The following is a 21,252-nucleotide window of genomic DNA, read 5'->3' on the forward strand; positions in this document are numbered from 1 at the left end:
GTCAGTCCGTTGTCGGGACTCGATCAACCACATACCTCGGACCCACCCTGTACCAATATCCCGCCCGCAACTTCTTGAGTCGACAGCGCTCAACTTCTACCGGACAAGCAATCGGTCACCCGCCAGACCCCGATACGGAGGGCGACTGTCACCTGACAAGGCTTGGTGCCGCGTGCGCGTGATCGTTCTTTACGGGCTCTTCACAGTTGAGGGTGTAGGGGTTTTGTGGGGCCTGGCCAGGATTCGAGTGCTCGGGAGGATGGTTCCTCTCGCCGGTTCTTCCGAGGGGCAACTGGCATCGTCCAAGCGCTGGGCTTCCCCAACGTGGTGAGGTCAGCGCATGTCCCAAGTGATCCAGCAGAACGCAAAGTACTGGGAGGGCTTGGCCGCCCACCGGCCGGGTGAGCCGGTCGAGGTGCTCCGCGCAACGGGCAACGCCGTCAGCCCGGCTGAGATCGAGGCGATGGGCGGGGTCAAGGGCCGTCGTATTCTCCAGGTGGCGGCGTCGACTGGCGACGAAGCGGTGACGCTCGCGGTCGCTGGTGCGATCGTCACAGCGATCGACATCGCCCCTACCCACATTCGGACCGCACGCGTCAAGGCCGAGGCTCTCGGCGTCGAGGTTGCTTTCCTCGTCGGCGACATGACGTCGCTGCCCGACAATCTGCGCTACTTCGATGTTGTCTATGTGTCGTGGGGCGGCATCTGTTGGGTGCCCGACCTCGATACCTGGGTGGCCGACATGGCGGGGCGGCTGGTCCCGGGCGGACGTCTGGTCGTCGCCGAACACCATCCGCTGTGGGAGGTGCTCACTGTCACGGGTCCTGAGCTGCTGACTGTGACTGCGAGCTACTTCGACCACGCCTGGCGCGGCGCACGCGACATCGCGAAGGAGCCGGAAGTTGTGGCCGAACTGGGCTTGGCGACGCCGCCCCACACGTCGTACGTCTGGAACCTAGGGCAGGTTGTCACCGCCATGCTCCGCGCCGGGCTTGTTCTCACAACGCTGAACGAGGGCGGCCACGTGGACATGTACGCCGGGCTCGGCGCAAGCGAGCACCTGCCGTCGACGTATCTCGCCGCGGCGGAGCGACCCACGGTCTAGGACTCGGTGGCGTACGGCGCGCAGAGCTCGTCACGGTCGTGCGGAAGGGCGATCAGCACCTGTGTGTTCGGCGCGTCGAGGCTGGCGTAGTTCCCCGTGACGTTGTGAACGCGGTCGGCGGGGACGCTCAGGTGCGGCGGGTGGCTCTCACAACGACGTCGTGCAGCGTGACCTTGCCGCCTCCGGGGCGGGTCAGGACTCGTTGCGACTCCTCTGCCGTTCTCACGTCCCACGAGGCGACGTCGAGGCGGGCAGTGATGGCCGCAGCCGTCGCGGACGCTTCCGCCGGCGGGGTGTTCTGGTTGTGGTTGTGCCCATGGTCGTGGCCGTAGTCATGGTGCAGGTGCCCGACGATGAGCAGCGTGCCGCCGGGGGCCACCCATGTGCCGATGCGGTCGTACAAGTCGAGCTGCGGGATCGACGGGTGGGCGTAGTGAGTGGTCACGAGGTCGTACCGAGCCTCCGGGTCCCAGACCGCGAGGTCAGCTTCCACCCACTCCACCCTGTCGCCCACCCCGCGGGCGGCAGCGCGGGCGGCTGCGCGCTCGAGTGCTGCGGCGGCGATGTCGGCTGCAGTGACCTGCCAGCCCTGCGTGGCGAGCCAGATAGCCTCGGCGCCGGCCCCGCACCCGGCGTCCAGTGCTGTCCCCGGTGCCAGGGTGCCGGTCTCGCGCACGAGGTGGGGGTTGGCGTCGCTCGCACCCATGGACGGGGCGCGCTCACCCTCCCAGATGTCCTTCCAGTAGTCGTCGTCGAACGTGTGCGTCATGGTGGCGTCTCCAAGGGCGGTCGGTACGAAGTGACCTGTCCTCACAACAGTGACCGGCCCGCTTCTGGATTGCAAACGTTGTTGCCGAATGGCAAAGTGACGGCATGTCGGATTCCTGGAAACGCACCGTCGACGCTGTGGGTCCGCGGTTGAAGGCCCTTCGCCAGCGCCGCGACATCACGCTGAGCGACCTCTCGACCGAAACCGGTATCTCGGTCAGCACGCTTTCGCGGCTGGAGACCGGGCTGCGGCGTCCCACCCTCGAGCAGCTGCTGCCGCTCGCCCAGTCGTACGGCGTGACCTTGGACGAGCTCGTGGACGCACCAGCCACCGGCGACCCCCGTATCAACCTGAAACCCATCGCCAACAGCGACGGGTCCACCGTCGTGCCGCTGACCCGCAGACCCGGCGGCATCCAGGCGTACAAGTTCGTCCTCCCTGCGGGTCGCGACGACGCCGAACCTGACCTGCGGACCCACGAAGGCTACGATTGGGCCTTCGTCCTCAACGGTCACCTCCGCCTCGTTCTTGGCGAGCACGACATCATTCTCAATCCGGGCGAGGTCGCAGAGTTCGACACTCGCACCCCCCACTGGTTCGGTGCCACCAGCGCAGGGCCGGTCGAGTTCCTCAGCCTGATCGGCAAGCAAGGCGAACGCGCCCACGTCCGTGCCGCGCCCAAACATTGATGCCACCCGGTCCCTTGGGTTTGCGCCGCTGATACACATGGCTTGTGGCAGTCGTCGTCAGACCGGTGGGGGAGCACGATCGCGAGCGGTGGACGGAGCTCTACCGCGGCTACTGCGCGTTCTACGAGGTGCCTGCGCCGGACCTCGACCACCTCTGGCACAGGCTGGTCGTCGAGGGCGGCCTCGAGTGTTTCGTCGCCGAGCTGGACGGGGTCGTGGTCGGGCTGGCCCATGTCCGGGCGTTCGCCCGGCCGCTCGAAGGGGACACGGCCGGCTTCCTGGACGACCTCTTCGTGGACCCGACCCAGCGCGGGGGCGGGGTGGGCTCACGGATGCTCCAGCACCTTCGCTCGCTTGCCGCGGAGCGGGGGTGGGGCGTGGTCACTTGGATCACCGCTGCGGACAACCAGGTCGCGCGCGGCTTGTACGACCAGGTGGCCGAGGCGCAGCCATGGGTCACCTACGACATGGCGCCGCAGCAGGAGTCCGGCCCGTCGGCTTGACGTACGAGGCATCGTCAGCACATGCTGACGACATGGAGACTTCGTTGGACGCCGACAGCTTCGACCCGCTATCCGAGCTCGCAGCAGTCCGGGAGGCACGGCAGCACCTGTCGCGTCGGGAAGAGGTCGCCGTACGCCGTGCCCGCGTGGCTGGCTTCAGCTGGGCGGAGATCGGCACCTTGCTGGGCGTCACCAAGCAGACGATGCACCGCAAGTACCGCAAGGTCGGCTGAGTCCCTGCCTGCATGCGGCGAAGGGCGGGTCAGCCCCGCTCGGTGCTGTCGCGGCGCGTAGCCGTGCGATCAACCGTGAGCGCGATCATCCGGGCCACGACGAGGGCGATGTAGAGCATCCCGGCGATCTGCTCGAGCATCACGAACGAACGCGCGTTGGGGCGGACCGGCACGATGTCGGAGAGGCCCAGGCTCGTCATCGTGGTGACCGAGAGATACAACATCTCGAACCACGCCTTGGCGGTCAGTGGGTCGCCGACGACCGAGAAGGAGTCGGGCCAGATGATGTCGACGGCGACGTAGGCGTAGGCGAAGCCCCACGCCACCACGGTGAAGGTCGCCCCGGTGGCATAGAGCTCGTCGGTCGTGACGACATGGTCGGCGAACATGTAACGCAGCAGGGCATAGGCGGTGTAGAAGTAGAAGACGGCGTGGAAGACCGAGGACCACAGCACCACCGACTCAGTGCCGGGGGCGACCGCCTCCCAGATCGACAGCACCACCACCGGGAGCCCGAGGATGCCGGAGATCCAGGTCAGCGCCGGGGTCATCCGCACCGCCATGACGGCCAACAGCAGCACGAGCAGCGCAAGGGTCGAGAAGACGGCGCGGCCCAGCGGCTGCTCGCCGAGGAAGGGGTAGATCAGGATCCCCACCAGCTGGATGATGAGGAGGTCGGCGCATGGGTGCTTGATGACCGGGATGCTGCGCCAGTTCATTTGACCTCCCGCATCACGATGACGGATCGAGCCTGCTGGCACATGGTGCCCCCCGCGACGACCGGTGTCCCCACCGGGTTGGCCGGATCGGTCGAGAGCACGATCTCTCCCGACTGCACCCAGTCGTTCATCGGCGGTGTGACCTCGACGTCGTGTCCGGACGCATTGAGCCAGATGGTGAACGATGCGTCGCGCAGCTGCTCGCCTCGCGGGCCGGGCGAGCGCAGCGGATCGCCCGAGACGAACATGCCGAAGCACGCCAGGGCGTTGTCGTGCCAGTCGGCCGCCGTCATCTCGCGTCCTGTGGGATGCAGCCACGCCACGTCCTTGGGCCCGCCCCGGATGGTGGGCCTCCCCTCGAACCAGTGCCGCTGGCGCAGCGCCGGGTGGTCGCGCCTGATGCGCAGCGCGGTCCTGGTGACCTCATAGACGTCGAGCCAGGCGTCGTCGGCTCGCCAGTCGATCCAGGAGATCTCGTTGTCCTGGCCGTAGGCATTGTTGTTGCCGCCCTGGGTTCGGCCGCGCTCGTCCCCGGCCGTCAGCATCGGCACGCCGTTGGACAGGCACAGCGACGCCATCAGGTTGGCCGCCTGTCGGCGCCGCAACGAGACGATCGCCGGATCGTCGGTCTCGCCCTCGACACCACAGTTCCACGACCGGTTGTCGTCGGTCCCGTCGCGGTTGTGCTCGCCGTTGGCCTCGTTGTGCTTCTCGTCGTAGGACACGAGGTCGCGCAGGGTGAAGCCGTCGTGGGCCGTGACGTAGTTGACCGAGGCGTACGGCGAACGGCCGTCGTCGGCGTACAGGTCGCTCGATCCCGCCAACCGGGTCGCGACGGTCCGCACCCCGGCTGTGCGCCCGCGCCAGAAGTCGCGCATGGTGTCGCGGTACTGGTCGTTCCACTCCACCCACGGCGGTGGGAACTCACCGACGCGGTAGCCGTCCATCGAGGCGTCCCACGGCTCCGAGATCAGCTTCACGTGGCGAAGGACGGGGTCCTGGCCGATGGCCATGAGCAGCGCGCTGTTCATGTCGACCCGCTGGGCGGTGCGGGTGAGCGCGCTCAGGAGGTCGAAGCGGAACCCGTCGACGTGCATCTCGCTCACCCAGTAGCGCAATGAGTCGAGGATCAGGCGCAGGGTCTGGGTGTGCGAGGCGTCGACGGTGTTGCCGCAGCCCGTGACGTCCCAGTAGTGGTCCGGCGGCGGGCCGGCGAGCCTCCCGTCAGGGGAGTCGGGGCGCGCGCGCTGGTAGTAGCCGAGGTCGTCCAGGCCCCGGAACGACAGGGTGGGGCCCAGCGGCTCCGCCTCGGCGGTGTGGTTGTAGACCACGTCGAGGATGACCTCGAGGCCGGCCTCGTGCAGCGCCTTGACCATCTCCTTGAACTCACGCACCTGGCCACCGCGGTCGCCCGAGGACGAGTAGGCGTTGTGGGGGGCGAAGAAGCCGATGGAGGTGTAGCCCCAGTAGTTGGCGAGGCCCCGCTCGGCCAGGGCTGTCTCGGAGACGAACTGGTGGACCGGCAGCAGCTCGACGGCGGTCACGCCGAGCTCACGGAGGTAGTCGGTGATGGCGGGAGTGGCGAGGCCCGCGTAGGTCCCGCGGAGCTCGGAGGGCACGCGGTCGTGCAGCTGGGTCATCCCCTTCACGTGCAGCTCGTAGATGACCGTGTCGCGCCAGAGCCTCCGCATGGGGGCGTCGTCGCCCCAGTCGAAGTCGTCGGCGACGACGACACTGCGAGGGACGAAGGGCGCCGAGTCGAGGTCGCTGCGAAGGTCTGGATGACCCACCACGTGGCCGAAGATCGCCGGGTCGGGTGTCAGGGAGCCGGAGAATGCCTGGCCGTAGGGGTCGAGCAGGAGCTTGCTCCGGTTGAAGCGGAGGCCGTTGGCCGGGTCCCAGGGGCCGTCGACGCGGAAGCCGTACAACGTCTCGGGCGCCAGCCCCGGGACGGCGCAGTGCCACACCCCGAGGGAGTGCTCGGTGAGGGGGACCTCGCGCTCGGTCCCGTCGTCGCCGAAGAGGCACACCCAGGCCCCGGTCGCACGGGGCGCGTAGACGGCGAAGTTGGTCGCCTCGGCCGTCCAGGCTGCGCCCAGCGGCCAGTTGCGTCCCGGCCAGACCATGGTGGTCTCGCCCTTGTGGTCCCACATCCCAGGTGTCACTCGGGCATTGTCCCTTCCGTCTGCGCGGCCCCCGCCATGGACTCGCGCGCGGACTGACGCTATGAATGCTCACATGAGCCAGCAGCATGAGGACGTCGTCCGCCTCGAGGTGTCCGACGGCATCGCGACCATCCGGCTGGACCGGCCGAAGATGAACGCGATCAGCTTCGCCGTACAAGCCGGTCTCACGGCTGCCGCAGCCGAGGCGACCGAGCGTGACGACGTCAAGGCCGTCGTGCTCTACGGCGGGGAGCGGGTCTTCGCGGCGGGCAACGACGTCAAGGAGATGGCCGATCTCTCCTATGCCGAGATGGTGAAGGTCTCCGCCTCGGTGCAGGCTGCCGTGACGGCCATCGCGCGCATCCCCAAGCCCGTGGTCGCAGCCGTGCGCGGCTACGCGCTGGGTGGGGGCTGCGAGCTCGCGCTGGCTGCGGACATCCGCATCGCCGCCGAGGACAGCACGTTCGGCCAGCCCGAGGTGCTGCTCGGGATCATCCCGGGCGCCGGAGGCACCCAGCGCCTCTCGCGCCTCATCGGACCGAGCAAGGCCAAGGACCTCGTCTTCACCGGCAGGTTCGTCAAGGCGGACGAGGCGTTGTCGCTCGGTCTGGTCGACAAGGTCGTGCCTGCCGATGAGGTGTACGCCGCAGCGCTGGCCTGGGCCGGGCAGTTCACCACTGCCGCGAGCCTGGCCATCCGGGCGGCGAAGGAATGCATCGACAGGGGGCTCGAGGTCGACATCGACACCGGACTCGAGATGGAGCGAATGCAGTTCGCAGCAATCTTTGCCACCGAGGACCGTGCCATCGGCATGCGTTCGTTCGTTGAGAACGGGCCGGGCCAGGCGACGTTCGTGGCACGGTAACGCCAGCACACCAACCGGAAGGACCCGCAGTGGCCAAGGAAAAGACGACCACCGACCGCAAGGAAACCGGCAACGGCAAGGCCAAGGCAGCGGCCGCAGCCTCGGCCGTGCGTGCCCGGATCGCTCAGGTGGTGTGGCTGATCTGCGTGCTGTGCGCGCTCGTGCTGGCCCTCGGCGCCCTGCTGGTCGCGCTCAAGGCCAACGGCGACAACACGCTGGTGCAGTTCATCAAGGAGACGGCCAGCTTCGTGGACCTGGGCGTGTTCGATCGCAACGACGGTGTCCTCAAGTTCACCGGCGACAACGCAATCATCAAGAACGCCCTGGTCAACTGGGGGCTGGCTGCCGTCGTCTGGCTGATCGTCGGGCGCATCCTGGATCGCATCATCCGACCCTGACCATCTGCACGTCCTTTCTCTGGAGGAACGCACATGACTGCATCCGTACGCACGAAGAACCTTCTCGCCACCGCTCTTGCTGCTGTCCTGACCGGCGGCGGCCTCGCAGCCGCTCCCGCGCAGGCCAGCACGGCCGGTGCCGCCGCGGTCAGCGCTGCTCGCGCGGCGCAGTCGAGCACGACGCTGACGGTGTCGCCCACCACGATCGAGTTCGGTGCCTCGGTGGAGGCCACCGCGCAGGTCACCACCACCAGCGGCGCTCCTGCCGGTGAGGTGACGTTCGTGGTCGACGGGGTCTCCACCAAGGTGTCCGTCGTCGGCGGCATCGCGAAGCTGGAGGTCAAGCCGTCCGACGTGGGCGTCCAGACCGTCGGCGCGACCTTCACGCCCAGTGACCCCGTCAACTACCAGGGCAGCTCGGCCGCGCCGTCGAGCTTCACGGTCGTGAAGGCCGACACGACCACGCGGCTTCGGATCATCGGCAAGCAGCTGGGGGAAGAGACCAGCGCCACCGTCAAGGTCATCGGCTTCCACCGGACCGTGCCGTCGGGCAAGGTCAAGCTCGTCCTGCGCAGGGCCGGGCAGTCCGAGATCCTCGAGACGAGGCGGGGCCGGCTCGGCAAGGGCTCGCGCGGCTTCGACCTCGGCCTGCTCGAGCGCGGCCGCTACCGGGCCGTCGTCACGTATCTCGGCGACGCCAACCACCGCAGGTCGACGGTGGCCAAGAGGTTCTGGGTGTCCCGCTGACGCTCGTCTCCAGCTCGACAGCCGCCCCGGAGCACTGGTCCGGGGCGGTTCGCTGTGAGCAACCCCACCGCGGGATCTGTTCCCGACGCGGTTACCGAAAGGTAGCCTCGCCAGCACACATCCTAGGATCGACGTGCGCCCGGAGCGCTCGCCGATCACCACCACAGGAGGGGCCGCGAGGCCAACACCATGAACATTGTCGTCTGTGTGAAATATGTGCCTGACGCCACTGCCGACCGGCAGTTCGAGGCGGACAACACCGTGGACCGTGTCGGCGTGGACGGGCTGCTGTCCGAGCTCGACGAATACGCCATCGAGCAGGCGCTGCAGCTCAGGGAGAAGCGCGCCGACGAGGAGGTCACGGTGACCGCGCTGTGCGTCGGTCCCGAGAAGGCTGTCGACGCGGTCCGCAAGGCACTGCAGATGGGCGCTGACCGGGCCGTCCACGTCCTGGACGACGCCATCGCCGGCTCCGACTACATCGCGACGTCGCTGGTGCTGGCGAAGGCGATCGAGAAGATCGGTGCGGACAACGGTCCCGCCGACCTCATCGTCTGTGGCATGGCCTCCACCGACGCCTCGGGCAGTGTCGTGCCCGCCATGCTGGCCGAGCGGCTGAGCCTGCCCCAGGTGACGCTCGCCTCCGTGGTGGAGACCCAGGGCGACCAGGTCCGGATCAAGCGCGACAACGAGGGCTCGACCGAGGTCATCGGCGCGACGATGCCGATCGTGCTCTCGGTGACCGACCAGACCGGCGAGGCCCGCTACCCCTCGTTCAAGGGCATCATGGCGGCGAAGAAGAAGCCGATGGAGACGTTGTCCCTGGCCGACCTCGGCATCGAGCCCGACCAGGTCGGGCTGTCCGTTGCCTGGTCCCAGGTCGCGGACACCACCCCCCGCCCGCCGCGCACCGCCGGCGAGATCGTCACCGACGAGGACGGCTCGGGCGCGGTCGCGCTCGCCGGGTTCCTCGCATCCAAGAAGTTCATCTAAGGGAGCATCGGTCATGTCTGAAGTTCTGGTTGTCATCGACCACGTCGACGGCGAGGTCAAGAAGCCGACCTACGAGCTCCTCACCATCGCGCGCCGGCTCGGCGAGCCCTCGGCGGTGTTCTTCGGTGCGGCCGACAAGGCCGACGGGGCGGTCGAGAAGGTCAAGGCCTACGGTGCGGAGAAGGTCTACGTCATCGACGACGCTGAGCTGAAGGGCTACCTCGTGGCCCCGAAGGCCGAGGCCCTCCAGCAGCTTGTGTCGCAACTGGTCGAGAAGTCCGTTGCCCCGTCCGCGATCCTCTTCTCCTCGACGTTCGAGGGCAAGGAGATCGCGGCGCGCCTGGCCATCAAGATCGAGTCCGGCCTCATCACCGACGCGGTCGACGTCGAGGCGGGCGAGGGCGGAGAGCCGGTCACCACCCAGTCGGTCTTCGCCGGCAGCTACACCGTCACCGCCACGGTCACCAAGGGCACCCCGATCATCACGGTCAAGCCCAACTCGGCCGCACCTGAGGAGACCGCCGGCGCCGGCACGGTGGAGGCGTTCACCCCGACCATCTCCGAGGCCGCCCGGTCGACCCAGATCATCGCGTCCCAGCCGCGCCAGGCGACCGGTCGCCCCGAGCTGACCGAGGCCGCCATCGTGGTCTCCGGTGGTCGCGGCACCGGTGGCAACTTCGAGCCGATCGAGAAGTTCGCCGACTCGCTGGGCGCCGCTGTCGGCGCCTCGCGTGCCGCGGTGGACTCCGGCTGGATGCCGCACTCCTACCAGGTCGGCCAGACCGGCAAGACGGTCTCGCCGCAGCTCTATGTCGCCAGCGGCATCTCCGGTGCGATCCAGCACCGCGCAGGCATGCAGACCTCGAAGACGATCGTGGCCGTCAACAAGGACAACGAGGCCCCCATCTTCGAGCTCGTCGACTTCGGTGTGGTGGGTGACCTGCACTCGGTCCTCCCGGCCGCGACCGAGGAGATCACCAAGCGCAAGGCCTGAACTGCCCAGCTCGTACGCCGAACGCCCCCCACCCGCGGTGGGGGGCGTTCGTCATGGCCGGGCAAGCGCGATCTTCCCCCACATGAGACTCGACCTCTGTCCTGGAGTGAGATGTCGCCGGGCACCGAGGGCCGCAGACCTACGCTGGCACGCATGACCAACGAAGCCGACGCGGTGCGCGAGGTCGCGTCCCGGGGACGGATCGCCAGCCACGACCTCGCGCTCGCGACCCGCGCCGCCAAGGACGCGGCCCTGCACGGCATGGCCGACGCGTTGCTGGGGGCGTCGTCGTCGATCCTGGCGGCCAACGCCGAGGACGTGACGCGTGCCGAGGACCACGGCACCGCCAGCAACATCGTCGATCGCCTGCGCCTGACCGACGAGCGTCTCGCGGCGATGGCGGATGGGTTGCGTGACGTGGCCGGGCTGCCCGATCCGGTCGGCGAGGTGGTGCGAGGGTCGGTCCTGGCCAACGGGCTCGAGCTCCGTCAGCTCCGGGTGCCCTTCGGGGTGGTCGCGATGATCTACGAGGCGCGTCCCAACGTCACTGCGGACGCCGCGGGGATCTGCCTGAAGTCGGGCAACGCAGTCCTGCTCCGCGGTTCGTCGAGCGCGCGCTCGAGCAACGCGGCCATCGTGACCGCGCTGAGATCGGCGCTCGTCGCCTCGGGCCTCCCGCAGGACGCGGTCCAGATGGTGCCTGGTGACTCGCGCGAGTCGGTCAAGGCGCTGATGCGGGCCCGTGGCCTCGTGGACGTGCTCATCCCCCGCGGAGGAGCCGGGCTGATCCAGAGCGTCGTCGAGGAGGCGTCCGTCCCGGTGATCGAGACCGGGGTCGGCAACTGTCATGTGTACGTCGACGCGTCGGCCGATCTCGACCAGGCGCTCGCGATCGTGGTCAACGCCAAGACCCACCGCACCAGCGTGTGCAACGCGGCTGAGTCGCTGCTCGTCCACGAAGCCGTCGCCGACGACTTCCTGCCGCGGGTCGTCGCCGCACTCCACGCGCAGGACGTGACCATCCACGGGGACGAACGGTTCAGCGCGTACGACGGGGTGGTGGAGGCGACTGACGAGGACTTCGGCACCGAATACCTCTCCCTCGACATCTCCGCCGCGGTGGTGCTGGACGTCGAGGCTGCGGTCGAGCACATCCGCACCTACTCCAGCGGCCACAGCGACGCCATCGTGGCGCGCGACCAGGCCACCATCCGACGCTTCGTCGCCGCGGTCGACTCTGCGGCCGTGCTGGTCAACGCCTCGACCCGGTTCACCGACGGGGGCGAGTTCGGCTTCGGTGCCGAGATCGGGATCAGCACCCAGAAGCTGCACGCCCGGGGGCCGATGGGCCTGCAGGAGATGACGTCCACCAAGTACGTCGTCGTCGGCGACGGGCACATTCGTTAGGCCCGCATCCCGGCCGATAGGATGCCGCCCATGTCGCTGAGCGCCCTGATCATCGTCGCCGCCGAGTCCCACGGCGAGCCGGCCATCCACCCCTACGCCGTCGGTGGCATCGCCCTGGCGATCCTGCTCGGGCTGCTGCTGGCCCTGGTCACCTTCGGCGGCGGGCGCGAGCACAGTTAAGCGCGTGACTCCTCGTCGTGTGGGCGTGATGGGTGGCACCTTCGACCCCATCCACCACGGGCACCTGGTGGCTGCCTCCGAGGTCCAGGCGTGGTTCGGCCTCGACGAGGTCGTCTTCGTGCCCACGGGCGCACCGTGGCAGAAGGCCGACCGCGACGTGTCACCGGCCGAGCACCGCTACCTGATGACCGTCGTCGCGACTGCCGCCAACCCCCGCTTCCGTGTCTCCCGGGTGGACATCGACCGCGACGGACCCACGTACACCATCGACACGCTCCGCGACCTGCACGCGCAGATGCCCGATGCGGAGCTCTACTTCATCACCGGCGCCGACGCGCTCGCGGAGATCTTCACCTGGCGTGACGCCGATGAGCTGTTCGAGCTCGCCCAGTTCGTCGGGTGCACTCGTCCGGGCTACGAAATGGACAAGTCGACCCTCGATGCGATCCCCTCGGATCGCGTGACCATGGTCGAGATCCCCGCACTGGCGATCTCGTCCACCGATTGCCGCGACCGCAAGCGTCGCGGCGAGCCCGTCTGGTACCTCGTGCCGGACGGCGTCGTGCAATACATCGCCAAGCACGATCTCTACGCCTCACCGACTTCTGACACCAACAGCAGGGATGCACAATGACCGCCACCGACCACGCCATCGAGCTCGTCCAGGTTGCCGCGGAGGCGGCCGTCGACAAGCTGGCCCAGCAGGTCATCGCCTTCGACGTCAGCGAGCAGCTCGCGATCACCGACGCGTTCGTGCTGGCCTCCGCCACCAACGAGCGCCAGGTCAAGGCCATCGTCGACGAGGTCGAGGACAAGCTGCGCGAGGCCGGCGCCAAGCCGATCCGCCGCGAAGGCCACCGGGAGGGTCGCTGGGTGCTCCTCGACTACGGCGAGATCGTCGTGCACGTCCAGCACGAGGAGGAGCGGCAGTTCTACGCCCTCGAGCGGCTCTGGCGCGACTGCCCCTCCATCGCGGTGCCACAGCCGGGACCGCCCGCCGCAGACGCGTGACCCGCACCCTGGTCCTGCTCCGTCACGGTCGGACCGCCTGGAACGCCGAAGGTCGTGCCCAAGGGCACACGGACGTGCCGCTCGACGCGATCGGTCGCGCCCAGGCGGCTGCTGTCGCGCCGGTCATCGCGGCGCTCCGACCGTCCTTCGTCTGGTCCTCCGACCTCGCGCGAGCCGCTGAGACCGCCGAGGTCATCGCGGCTGCCCGCGGGCTGGCGGTCGTGCGCGACCCGAGTCTGAGGGAGTACGACATGGGGGAGCGCTCGGGCCTGACCATCCCTGAGTTCGCGGCGGCCTTCCCGTCCGAGCACGCGCGGTGGGTTGCCGACGGCGGGCCCGGCCAGAGCGCCGACGCCGTGCCCGGTGCCGAGTCGACCGCTGCCGTGCTGGCGCGCATGCTGCCGGCGCTGCGGGGTGCGATGGCAGCCGTCGCGCCGGGGGAGACCGGCGTCGTCGTCGGGCACGGCGCAGCGCTCAGGGTGGCGCTGGTCGCACTGCTCGGCTGGGACCGGTCGGCGGCGCTGACGCTGCGCGCACTCGACAACTGCGCCTGGGCAGTGGTGGACGACAGCGCCATCGATCGCGCGCCCCGGCTGACGGCGTACAACCGAGTGGCACCCGATTTCACTTCTGCGGGAGCCGTTGGCTAGGATTCCGCGAGTTGTCTGATCGACGGTGTCGGTCAGCCCCGATGGGGGTGTGGCGCAGCTGGTAGCGCATCTGCATGGCATGCAGAGGGTCAGGGGTTCGAGTCCCCTCACCTCCACCATCACTGAACACGGCGATCTGCCGTACGTGCCGCAGAGTCCTCGGGTCAGCCGTCGGCCATCTCGGCACCCTAGGGGTGTTGGCACCGAGCGCGCTGCATGGTGTGTTGGTTTCCCCACGAGAGGAAACCACCCATGAAGACTCGCAAGATCAGCCACGCCATCGCCGCCGGACTCCTCGCCCTCACTGTGGCGACGACCGCCACGGCCTGCTCGGACAAGCAGGAGAGGGACACCCCCGGCGACATCGACAACGATGAGAAGAACGGCAAGGACGGTGAGAAGGGCTGACCGTCGGCCACAGGACGCGGTCCGCGCGCCCAAGTACGAGCCGCGCCACCCAGGCGGTGGCTGGTCGGGTCAGGGACGACGAAGGGCCCCGCCAGACCGGTGTCTGACGGGGCCCTGTCGCGTGTGCGGCCTACTCGGTGACGGTCTTGATCGTCACCTTGCCGGTGCCCAGCAGGGCGCCACTGTCGCTGGTGACGTTCATCGCGCCGACCAGCGAGCGGCCCGCGGCCGCCGACTGGTTGGCTGTGACGGTGCCGGTGACCGTGTGGGTCGCACCATTGGCCAGCGTGAACGGCGTGGAGTCGACCGACAGGCTGCCGAGAGCGCCGGCGTAGAAGACGTCGCGGTAGTCGAACGTCGTCGTACCTGCCGGCACGTCATAGCCTTCCACTGTCACGGTGTAGGTCCCCGCGGTCGGGTTGACGTAGCTGACCGCCTCCTCGGAGTCGCCGTCTGCCGACGACTTCGTCCCGCTGGGGCCCTTGACCGTGAGGTCGAGGTCAGCTCCGGTGTCGCTCGTGTTGCCGATCTGCACGTCCAGCCTCGACGCACCGGTCGGCACCTCGACCGTGTAGGTCTTGTTGATGAGGTGGCCGATGCTCTCCGTGCTCGACTTCTCCGAGCCGAGAGGCCCGCCCTTGGCGGAGGCCGTGACCAGACCGAAGTCGTTGGTCACGTCCCACTTGACGGGGGTGGCGACACCCTTCTGCACGGTCTCCAGGATCTGGGACGTTGGATTGATCGTGACGCCCAGCAGCGAGGCGTCCAGCGTGAACGGGTTCTCCAGGAGCGGCGATGTACGACGCGACTCCACGAGGATCTCCCAGATGCCGGGCTGCGGGTTGGCATAGGAACGGGAGGATGGGTTGCACGCGGTGACGTTGCTGAAGTTGGAGTAGCAAGCGGTGCTGGCGGTCGAGTCCACTCCCTGACCGAAGGGGTGGAAGGCCAGGAACCGGGTCTGGCTACCGGCGGCGAGGCCGGTCAGCTTGACCTGCAGCGCCTTGGTGCCGGTGGGCACGTTGACGTAGAAGCGCTGGGTCTCGTTGCGGTAGGAGACTCCGGACGTGCTGAAGCCGTACGTGGGGGCCTTGAGCTCGGCAGCCGCCACGACCGCGTTCATCACGGAGAAGTCGAGGCCCTTGGTCTTGGGGTCGTCCACCCGCAGGATCGCGGTGTGCGCCCCTTCCGAGGGCGTGGCGGTGACCGGGACGACGACCGGCTTGTTCAACGGCAGGCTGACCGAGGTCTGGCCCAGCGAGAACGTACCGTCGTTGCCACGAAGGCTGAGGGCGTAGGTGCCCGACTTCGCCTTGCCCGAGGTGCGGGTGATGGTGACCGGGTAGGTGCGGGTGGACCCGGCAGCCTGGCCACCGGCATCCGCGGCGCAGCGGTTGTAGATGCCCGTCCCGGTGGTCCTGCCGAGGATCTTCCAGATCTCGGTGCAGACCGGCGCGGACGACGTGAACGTGTCGGGCGTCAGGCTCTGACGGAACAGCGTCCAGGCAGCCGGGATGTTGATCTGGCCGTGACCCTGGAGGAACGCCGGGACGCCCGGGTTGTAGACGGACGTGGAGTAGACGGCCTGACGCAGTGCTGCGGCGTTGCTGGTGGCCAGGCCTTCCTGCTTGCCGGCGGACAGCAGGAGTGCCATCGCGCCCGCCGCCTGCGGGGAGGCCATCGAGGTGCCGTTGAACATCGCGTAACCGGCCGGGAGGGAGTAGCCCGCTTCGGCGACAGCGATGCCCGGCTGCCAGGTCGGCGTCGTGGAGATCGCCGAGCCGGGAGCCGTGATGTTGGGCTTGAAGCCGCCGTCCTCACGGGGGCCACCGGAGGAGAAGGTCAGCATGCCGGACTCGTAGCGGACATCGGAGCCGTAGTTGGCCTTCCAGGTCGCCTTGGAGATCTGGGCGCCGACGCTGACGACGTCAGTGGCCACCGACGGGTCACCGATGGTGTTCAAGGCGTTGCCGGAGTTGCCGGCCGAGATCACGATCTGGACACCGAGGTCGTTGATGATCCGGTTGTAGAGCTCGGCGCGGGCGTTGTTGCCGTCGTTGAGCGCGGGTAGCCCGCCGATCGACATGTTGATGATGTCGACGCCACGCTTGGCAGCGAGCTCGGCCATGCCGTCGGTCAACGCGGCGGCGGTGCAGCCAGGACCGAAGGAGCAGGCGCGGGCCGAGACCAGGTTGGCCCCGGGAGCGGCGCCGTCCATCTCGCCGCCGAACATGTTGTTGGCGGCAGTGATGCCGGCGACGTGCGAACCGTGCGCTCCGGAGACGATGCCGATGTCGACGTAGTCGACGGGGCCTCCAGCGCGCGGGACGTCCTCCTTGTAGTCGACGACGAAGGGCATCGCCTCAACCACGTCGGTGGCGGGGTTGTCGCTGCCGAAGGTGCCGACCTGGAACTTCTCCGAGTACGGCCGCCGCACCTCCTCGTCGGTGAAGTCCAGGTCCTGGTCGACGTCGATGATGATGTCGTTGCTCGCCGGGTCATAGAGGATGCCCCAGATGTCGGTCTTGTCGCCGTCGCGGTTGACGTCTCCGGCGACCTCGCTACCCGCGACGTTGGTGGACGCCTCCGAGAAGCGGTTGAACCTGAAGGTCCCGTTGGGGGACTTCCACGTGCTTGCGGGGAACGTGTCCATCGCGGGGGCCGTGAACGTGCCGTCGGCCGCCGTGACGGTGGTGTCCATCGGGCGCCAGGTGCCGTCGCCCTCGGAGGGTGCGGTCGCGGTGAACGTGTCGGTGATCTTGCGCTCGCCGGTCGAGGTCTTCTGCAGCGCCGGGTGAGCCAGGTCGATGCCCGAGTCGAGGATGCCGATCGTGATCCCGCGCCCGTCCCACGTGGAGTGGCCGGCACGGAAAGCGATGGCGCCCGTCTCGTTGGTGGGCATGTAGGGGTTGTTGTCCGGGGTAGTGGCGCCAGGACCGGCAGCCGCCGCCCCGGCCGCGCCGTTCACCTCGACGTCCGGCAGCGGGATGACCTGGTCGAGGTCAGCCGCGATGATCGCGTCCAGCGCGGCGGCCTTGGTGACCGCGGCGGTCGGTAGGACGGCGCTGAAGTAGCCGAGCTTGTCGGCCGAGTAGCGGACGTAGCCACCGAGGGCCCTGACCTGCTTGCGCGCCTGCGCAGCGGAGCCCTTCTGGGCCACGAACATGACGGTGACCGTCTTGTCGCCGTCGGCGACGGCCTCAGCAAGAAGCTCAGTGTCCTCGGAACCGAGCTTGTCGGCCTTGTCCACCGCCTTCGGCGGTGCGGGTTCGTCAGGTGTGGCCGAAGCAGGTGCGGCCAGGCCTCCGGTCAGGAGGGTGCCAGTTGCGAGCGCCGCGAGCGAGATGCGCGCGCGGCCCCAATTACGTTGTCCGAACAAGGTAGGTCCCCTAGATCGCCGAGAATGACAGATGGGGCCAGCGCGCATGAGTCTCCTCACACTTGCTGGCCAAAGGACAGTGGACAACAGATTTCCCGATTGCACCACCAGCGCGAGCATCTTTTCCGTATCGTCGCCCGGTTTCTGCACTTCCTCTCGACCCAGCCGCGGGCTCGGTGGCGTCCACGCAAGGCCGGTGGTCCCCTCTGGGGGCGCCGGGTATCGCCATTCCCGGACCGTGCTGCCAAAGGTCTAAGGTCATGCCATTGACAGTTCGGGTGTGCCACATCACACTTGCCGCAAGTTTCGACCAGGGAGAGGCAAGGTCATGAGCACCGAATCGCGCGACCGGCACGTGGACATGGAAGACCCAGACACCAAGCGCTTGGCGGAGATGGGCTACAGCCAAGACCTCGACCGGAGCTGGTCGGGCTTCTCGAACTTTGCCATCTCCTTCTCCATCATCTCGATCCTCGCCGGCTGTCTCACCAACTTCGCGGCGGCGTGGAACAACGGCGGCCCGGTCTCCATCTCGTGGTCCTGGCCGATCATCAGCGCGTTGATCCTGGTCATCGGGCTCACGATGTCCGAGCTGGTCTCCGCCTACCCGACGTCTGGTGGCATCTACTGGTGGGCAGCCAAGCTGGGTGGTCCGCGCGCCGGGTTCTACACGGGCTGGCTCAACCTCATCGGGCTGATCGCCGTCACCGCGGGTGTGGCCTACGGTTGCGCCACGTTCATCGACTTCACCATCAGCGCCTTCTCGAGCTCCTGGGCGGAGGGCTACTCGCTCACCCGCGTGTTCATCATCTTCCTGGTGGTGCTGGGGATCGCTTCCGTGCTCAACATCTTCAGCGGTCACCTGATGGCGATCATGAACAACGTCTCGGTCTGGTGGCACGTCGCAGGCGTCCTGGCGATCGTGCTGATCCTGCTGTTCGTCCCCGACCAGCACCAGAGCATCAACTACGCCTTCACCGAGCGAGTCAACAACTCCGGCTACTCCGACGGCAGCGTCTCGAGCTTCATCTTCTTCTTCGCGGTGATCCCGTTCGGCTTCCTGCTCACGCAATACACGATCACCGGCTACGACGCCTGCGCCCACCTGAGCGAGGAGACCAAGGGTGCGTCCATGCACGCAGCCAAGGGCATCTGGCAGTCGATCCTCTACTCCGCGATCGGCGGCTACATCCTGCTCATGGCCATCGTCTTCGCAGTCCCGAACGGTGCCGACGGGAACCCGGACAACTCGTTGGGCGCTGGTGGCGTCCTGCCGATCTTCGACGCCGCCCTCGGGGCCAACTGGACCGGCACGGTGCTGTTCATCTCGGCCGCCGGACAACTGTTCTGCTCCGTGGCCTGCATGACGTCCTCGTCCCGCATGACCTACGCCTTCAGCCGTGACCGTGCCGTCCCCGGCTCGCACCTGTGGTCCAAGCTCTCGTCCAACCGGGTCCCGGCCAACGCTGTCCTGCTGGTGGCGGCCATCAGCGTGCTGATCACCCTGCCGGCCCTCGTCGAGGTCAACATCGGGACGGCCGACGCGCCGATCATCGTGCCGATCGCGTTCTTCGCGGTCACCTCGATCGCGGTGCAAGGTCTCTACCTCTCCTTCGCGATCCCGATCTACCTGCGGTGGAAGCACGGGGACAACTTCGAGAAGGGCGAGTGGAACAACGGCGCGAAGTACAAGTGGATGAACCCCCTCGCCGTCGCCGAGATCGTGATCGTGTCCCTGTTCCTGATGATGCCGAGCTATCGGGGTGGCCTGCCCGGTGACGAGCTGTTCTCCTGGAAGTTCGTCAACTACGCCCCGATCGTGGTGATCGGCGTGCTGATCGCCATCACCATCTGGTGGGAGGTCTCGGCCAAGAAGTGGTTCAAGGGCCCGATCCGCACGATCGACGCGGCTGAAGTCCCCTGAGTCGTGCGGCCATGAACCTTGCCCGAGCCTCGGATCAGCTGGGCGATGTCGTCCTGCGTCCCGTCCGGGGGCACCACGCCTTCGAGGGATGCGTCGAGCAGCTGGCGACAGCGATCCGGCTCGGTGTCTTCCCCAACGGGTCGGTGCTGCCCACCGAGCGCGACCTCGCCGAGCGGATGGGGGTCTCCCGGGCCACTCTCCGGGAGGCGATCGCGGCCCTCAGGCAGGCGGACATGGTCCACACCACGCGGGGCCGGGGCGGTGGGACGGTGGTCTCCTACCGCCCGCAGGCCCCGGTGGAGGACGGGTCGGCTGGACTCGCCGATCGGAAGGAGCAGCTGCTCGACTGCCTGACCTTTCGCCGGGTGGTCGAGCCGGGGGCCTGCCACGTCGCGGCGAGTCGTGGCATCTCGGCGTCCGAACGGATGCTGCTGACGACCTCGTTGGCTGCGGTCGACGAGGCAGTCGACTCCGCCGTACACCGTCAGGCGGACTCGCGCCTGCACCTGGCCATCGCCACCGTGACAGGGTCGCCGATGACCATCAGGTCCGTCACCGAGGTCCAGTCCTGTCTGCACGACATGCTCCAGGCCATCCCGGTGCTGGACGTCAACATCGAGCACTCCAGCCGGCAGCATCGCGCGATCGTGAAGGCCATCCTCGACGGGGAGCCGACACGAGCCAGACGCGCGATGGAGCAGCACTGCGACGACACAGCCGCGCTGCTGCGCGGCCTTCTCGGATAGGGGAACACATGACTCGCAACGACAGGCACCTGACGGTCCACGACCTCAAGCGCCGCATCGAGGCCGGGGAGATCGACACCGTCGTCGTGGCCTTCACCGACATGCAGGGCCGGCTGCAGGGCAAGCGGCTCCACGGGCAGTTCTTCCTCGACGTTGCCCTGGAGCAGGGCACCGAGGGGTGCAACTACCTCCTCGGCGTCGACGTCGACATGAACACCGTCGGCGGCTACGCGATCACCTCGTGGGACCGCGGGTACGGCGACATGGAGTTCGTCCTCGACCTGGAGACCATCCGCCTGCTCACCCACCTTCCCGCGACCGCGATGGTCCAGTGCGACCTCGTGTGGCCCGACCACTCACCGGTGGCGCAGTCACCGCGCAGCATCCTCAAGCGCCAGCTCGAGCGGGCCGCCGAGAAGGGGTTCGTGGCACTCGCAGGGACCGAGCTGGAGTTCATCGTCTTCGAGGACAGCTACGAGGAGGCACACGACGCCGCCTATCGCGACCTGACGCCGGTCAACCAGTACAACGTCGACTACTCGATCCTCGGGACGACAAGGGTCGAGCCGCTGCTGCGTGACATCCGCAACACGATGTACGCCGCAGGTCTGAACGTCGAGGGGGCGAAGGGGGAGTGCAACTTCGGGCAGCACGAGATCGGCTTCCTCTACGACGAGGTGCTCGTCTCGGCCGACAACCATGCGGTCTACAAGACCGTCGCCAAGGAGATCGCGTCGCAGCACGGCAAGTCGCTGACGTTCATGGCGAAGTACGACAAGCGCGAGGGCAACTCCTGCCACATCCACCTGTCCCTGCGCGGCGCAGACGGCGCGATCGTGTTCTGGGAGGACGACCACAGGACTGAGCTGTACGACCAGTTCATCGCCGGCGTCCTCGCCACCATGCCCGACTTCACCTTGCTGTATGCCCCCAACATCAACTCCTACAAGCGATTTGCGGACGGCTCCTTCGCCCCCACGACCATCGCCTGGGGAGAGGACAACCGCACGTGTGCCGTCCGGCTCGTGGGGCGCGGACCGAGTGCCCGCATGGAGAACCGCGTGCCCGGCGGAGACGTCAATCCCTACCTCGCCCTGGCCGCCATGCTCGCCGGCGGGTTGCACGGGATCGAGCAGGGTCTGGAGCTCGGTCCGGCACTCGAGGGCAACGCCTACGTCTCGGAGCTGCCGAAGGTGCCGGCCACCCTGCGTGAGGCGAGGGAGGCCTTCGATGGCTCGGCCATCGCCAGGGAGGCGCTCGGCGGTGAGGTCGTGGACCACTACACCAACATGGCCGACGTCGAGCTCGCTGCCTTCGACGCCGCCGTCACCGACTGGGAGCTGCGCCGCGGCTTCGAGAGGCTGTAG

At 68.0% G+C, this 21,252-nt stretch carries 22 protein-coding genes and 1 tRNA gene; 19 read left to right on the top strand and 4 right to left on the bottom strand.

The window, feature by feature from the left end; genetic code table 11:
• Nucleotides 1–349: 349 nt before the first annotated feature.
• Nucleotides 350–1,105 (top strand): class I SAM-dependent methyltransferase, encoded by a 756-nt coding sequence (locus VNJ48_RS07235; RefSeq protein WP_325600567.1) that lies wholly within the window; start codon nt 350–352, stop codon nt 1,103–1,105.
• Between the two features lie 127 nt (nt 1,106–1,232).
• Here the strand turns inward: VNJ48_RS07235 and VNJ48_RS07240 are convergent, their stop codons facing one another.
• Nucleotides 1,233–1,874: a class I SAM-dependent methyltransferase gene (locus tag VNJ48_RS07240; protein WP_325600569.1), complete on the bottom strand. Its 642-nt coding sequence runs from the start codon at nt 1,872–1,874 to the stop codon at nt 1,233–1,235.
• Nucleotides 1,875–1,978: 104 nt separating this feature from the next.
• Here VNJ48_RS07240 and VNJ48_RS07245 point away from each other — a divergent pair, with 104 nt between their 5' ends.
• The 3 genes from VNJ48_RS07245 to VNJ48_RS07255 are packed head-to-tail and all read left to right on the top strand — an operon-like array spanning nt 1,979 to nt 3,299.
• Nucleotides 1,979–2,563: an XRE family transcriptional regulator gene (locus VNJ48_RS07245; protein WP_325600571.1), complete on the top strand. Its 585-nt coding sequence runs from the start codon at nt 1,979–1,981 to the stop codon at nt 2,561–2,563.
• Nucleotides 2,564–2,607: 44 nt separating this feature from the next.
• The gene (locus VNJ48_RS07250; protein ID WP_325600573.1) at nt 2,608–3,066 is read left to right on the top strand and encodes a GNAT family N-acetyltransferase; all 459 of its coding nucleotides are present in this window, start codon (nt 2,608–2,610) and stop codon (nt 3,064–3,066) included.
• A 32-nt stretch (nt 3,067–3,098) separates the two neighbouring features.
• Nucleotides 3,099–3,299: a sigma factor-like helix-turn-helix DNA-binding protein gene (locus tag VNJ48_RS07255; RefSeq protein ID WP_325600574.1), complete on the top strand. Its 201-nt coding sequence runs from the start codon at nt 3,099–3,101 to the stop codon at nt 3,297–3,299.
• 29 nt (nt 3,300–3,328) lie between these two features.
• On the opposite strand, the gene VNJ48_RS07260 is transcribed toward VNJ48_RS07255, so the two are convergent.
• Together VNJ48_RS07260 and glgX are read right to left on the bottom strand one after the other, a co-directional pair.
• Nucleotides 3,329–4,018: an ion channel gene (locus tag VNJ48_RS07260; protein ID WP_325600575.1), complete on the bottom strand. Its 690-nt coding sequence runs from the start codon at nt 4,016–4,018 to the stop codon at nt 3,329–3,331.
• A complete protein-coding gene (gene glgX / locus VNJ48_RS07265; RefSeq protein WP_325600577.1) occupies nt 4,015–6,183 on the bottom strand; it encodes a glycogen debranching protein GlgX in 2,169 nt (722 codons plus the stop codon). Before glgX ends, VNJ48_RS07260 begins: the two co-directional genes overlap by 4 nt.
• Nucleotides 6,184–6,256: 73 nt before the next feature.
• Between glgX and VNJ48_RS07270 the strand changes: the two genes are divergently transcribed.
• From VNJ48_RS07270 to VNJ48_RS07325, 12 genes are all read left to right on the top strand, one after another.
• On the top strand, nt 6,257–7,048 hold the full coding sequence (locus VNJ48_RS07270; protein WP_325600579.1) for an enoyl-CoA hydratase/isomerase family protein: 792 nt from the start codon (nt 6,257–6,259) through the stop codon (nt 7,046–7,048).
• Between the two features lie 29 nt (nt 7,049–7,077).
• On the top strand, nt 7,078–7,446 hold the full coding sequence (locus VNJ48_RS07275; RefSeq protein WP_325600581.1) for a hypothetical protein: 369 nt from the start codon (nt 7,078–7,080) through the stop codon (nt 7,444–7,446).
• Nucleotides 7,447–7,479: 33 nt separating this feature from the next.
• A complete protein-coding gene (locus VNJ48_RS07280) occupies nt 7,480–8,193 on the top strand; it encodes an Ig-like domain-containing protein (protein WP_325600583.1) in 714 nt (237 codons plus the stop codon).
• Between the two features lie 216 nt (nt 8,194–8,409).
• The gene (locus VNJ48_RS07285; protein ID WP_325600585.1) at nt 8,410–9,186 is read left to right on the top strand and encodes an electron transfer flavoprotein subunit beta/FixA family protein; all 777 of its coding nucleotides are present in this window, start codon (nt 8,410–8,412) and stop codon (nt 9,184–9,186) included.
• A gap of 13 nt (nt 9,187–9,199) precedes the next feature.
• Nucleotides 9,200–10,180, top strand: a complete 981-nt coding sequence (locus VNJ48_RS07290) for an electron transfer flavoprotein subunit alpha/FixB family protein (RefSeq protein WP_325600586.1) — start codon at nt 9,200–9,202, stop codon at nt 10,178–10,180.
• Nucleotides 10,181–10,333: 153 nt separating this feature from the next.
• On the top strand, nt 10,334–11,587 hold the full coding sequence (locus tag VNJ48_RS07295) for a glutamate-5-semialdehyde dehydrogenase (RefSeq protein WP_325600588.1): 1,254 nt from the start codon (nt 10,334–10,336) through the stop codon (nt 11,585–11,587).
• Nucleotides 11,588–11,617: 30 nt separating this feature from the next.
• Entirely contained in the window at nt 11,618–11,767 is a 150-nt protein-coding gene (locus VNJ48_RS07300; protein ID WP_325600590.1) for a hypothetical protein, read from the top strand.
• A 4-nt stretch (nt 11,768–11,771) separates the two neighbouring features.
• Nucleotides 11,772–12,401, top strand: a complete 630-nt coding sequence (gene nadD, locus VNJ48_RS07305) for a nicotinate-nucleotide adenylyltransferase (RefSeq protein WP_325600592.1) — start codon at nt 11,772–11,774, stop codon at nt 12,399–12,401.
• The gene (gene rsfS / locus VNJ48_RS07310; RefSeq protein WP_325600594.1) at nt 12,398–12,778 is read left to right on the top strand and encodes a ribosome silencing factor; all 381 of its coding nucleotides are present in this window, start codon (nt 12,398–12,400) and stop codon (nt 12,776–12,778) included. Before nadD ends, rsfS begins: the two co-directional genes overlap by 4 nt.
• On the top strand, nt 12,775–13,428 hold the full coding sequence (locus tag VNJ48_RS07315) for a histidine phosphatase family protein (protein ID WP_325600596.1): 654 nt from the start codon (nt 12,775–12,777) through the stop codon (nt 13,426–13,428). The genes rsfS and VNJ48_RS07315 overlap by 4 nt, the downstream gene beginning before the upstream one ends.
• Nucleotides 13,429–13,471: 43 nt before the next feature.
• Nucleotides 13,472–13,547 (top strand) — tRNA-Ala (locus VNJ48_RS07320).
• 133 nt (nt 13,548–13,680) lie between these two features.
• A complete protein-coding gene (locus tag VNJ48_RS07325; protein WP_325600598.1) occupies nt 13,681–13,836 on the top strand; it encodes a hypothetical protein in 156 nt (51 codons plus the stop codon).
• A 130-nt stretch (nt 13,837–13,966) separates the two neighbouring features.
• Here VNJ48_RS07325 and VNJ48_RS07330 read toward each other — a convergent pair whose 3' ends face one another.
• Entirely contained in the window at nt 13,967–17,215 is a 3,249-nt protein-coding gene (locus tag VNJ48_RS07330) for a S8 family serine peptidase (protein WP_325600600.1), read from the bottom strand.
• A 328-nt stretch (nt 17,216–17,543) separates the two neighbouring features.
• Here VNJ48_RS07330 and VNJ48_RS07335 point away from each other — a divergent pair, with 328 nt between their 5' ends.
• The 3 genes from VNJ48_RS07335 to VNJ48_RS07345 are packed head-to-tail and all read left to right on the top strand — an operon-like array spanning nt 17,544 to nt 21,252.
• Nucleotides 17,544–19,139, top strand: coding sequence for an amino acid permease (locus VNJ48_RS07335; RefSeq protein ID WP_325600602.1), 1,596 nt, complete (start codon nt 17,544–17,546; stop codon nt 19,137–19,139).
• Between the two features lie 11 nt (nt 19,140–19,150).
• Nucleotides 19,151–19,885 (top strand): FadR/GntR family transcriptional regulator, encoded by a 735-nt coding sequence (locus tag VNJ48_RS07340; protein ID WP_325600604.1) that lies wholly within the window; start codon nt 19,151–19,153, stop codon nt 19,883–19,885.
• An 8-nt stretch (nt 19,886–19,893) separates the two neighbouring features.
• Nucleotides 19,894–21,252 (top strand): glutamine synthetase family protein, encoded by a 1,359-nt coding sequence (locus VNJ48_RS07345; RefSeq protein WP_325600605.1) that lies wholly within the window; start codon nt 19,894–19,896, stop codon nt 21,250–21,252.

Origin of the sequence: Nocardioides sp., assembly GCF_035576065.1 — a bacterium.
Taxonomy (GTDB): Bacteria; Actinomycetota; Actinomycetes; order Propionibacteriales; family Nocardioidaceae; genus Nocardioides.